The organism is Actinacidiphila sp. bgisy167, from assembly GCF_965342175.1.
Taxonomy (GTDB): Bacteria; Actinomycetota; Actinomycetes; order Streptomycetales; family Streptomycetaceae; genus Actinacidiphila.
In genome coordinates this window covers 1-1,109 of the sequence record NZ_CBDRBL010000211.1, presented here as the reverse complement: position 1 = coordinate 1,109, position 1,109 = coordinate 1, and the positions used below count along the sequence as shown (strand labels likewise).

Sequence of the window (1,109 nt, the reverse complement as noted above, 5' to 3'; positions counted from 1 at the left end):
CTCCTGAACAAGACGCTCCCCCGACTGGGGCTGCACCGGCGGAGGCGCCGGAAGCCGCCTGACACCCTCCTGCCGACCCTCGGCCTCCACCGGAGCGGCCAGTATCGCCCGGGCCTGCACCGGGTCCCACACCCCCGGCCGTGCGGGGCGAGCCGGCATCCAGTGCATCACCCCGTCGTGACGGACCAGGTGAAGCTCGATCCCCCCATCCTCACCGAACCGGTGCACCGCCAAGCCCGCAGCCTCGACCACATTCAGAACGAGGCCGTAGACGCGCGCCGCAAGGACCGGCGCGAGATCACCACCGGCATTCGCATAGCTGTCCATGGTACGGATCTGCCGATCCAGCCCGGACAGCACCTCCTCACGGCCCCCATCCGGCATCGCGAACAGCCATTCCACAATCCGATCCGCCTCATCGGGGTCGGATGCCAGATCATCCGCATACATGATGACCAGCTGGGGCCCCATCTCGTCCCAGAACTGCGGCAGAGCATCAGCCAACTCCTGCCGCATGCCCCCCGCCACGTCTCTCATCGCCCGGGCATGGTCTTCCACCGACATCTGCGAATCGGCCCTGGGGGCCAACCCCAACAACGTGGCCACCGAGTAGTAGAAGCAGTTCCCGTCACCACCGGCGTCCCGCGCCACCAGACCCACACGACCCGCCACCGCGACCATCTGCTCATAGCCCTCCATCACCCGCCTCACCGACATACTCACGTCGGCTTCGCTGGCCTCGAAGGCCCGGGTCAGGAACATCCGGTCCGAGGCCGCGGACAGTCCCGCCGTGTGAGAAACCGACTGCGAGGTGAGGCCCTCCTGCACCGACGCTCCACCCGCATGACGGGCCGAATCCAGCCGAACCTCTCGCAGACCTGCAGCGGACCACGGACTGACGTCCGGAGCCGCGTCGCTCCTGGCCGAAGCGGTGAGGTCCAGCGGATTGGGCAGCCGCCTGCCCGCGCGGCTCCGGGAAGCCGACGAGGTCCCCGTGTCCTGAAGCGCGTGCCGCCCCGACGACTCACCGACACCGCTCGCCTCACCCTGACGCCCCGCTCCCAACAGCCGCCCCCGAGGACGCCGCAGAAGACGCGCGACGACCGCAG

At 69.2% G+C, this 1,109-nt stretch carries 1 protein-coding gene; it reads right to left on the bottom strand.

The features are described from left to right. The coding region (locus ACRWND_RS30825) for an OTU domain-containing protein (protein WP_431955272.1) at positions 1-828 on the bottom strand (828 nt) is incomplete at its 3' end. Positions 829-1,109: the final 281 nt, after the last annotated feature.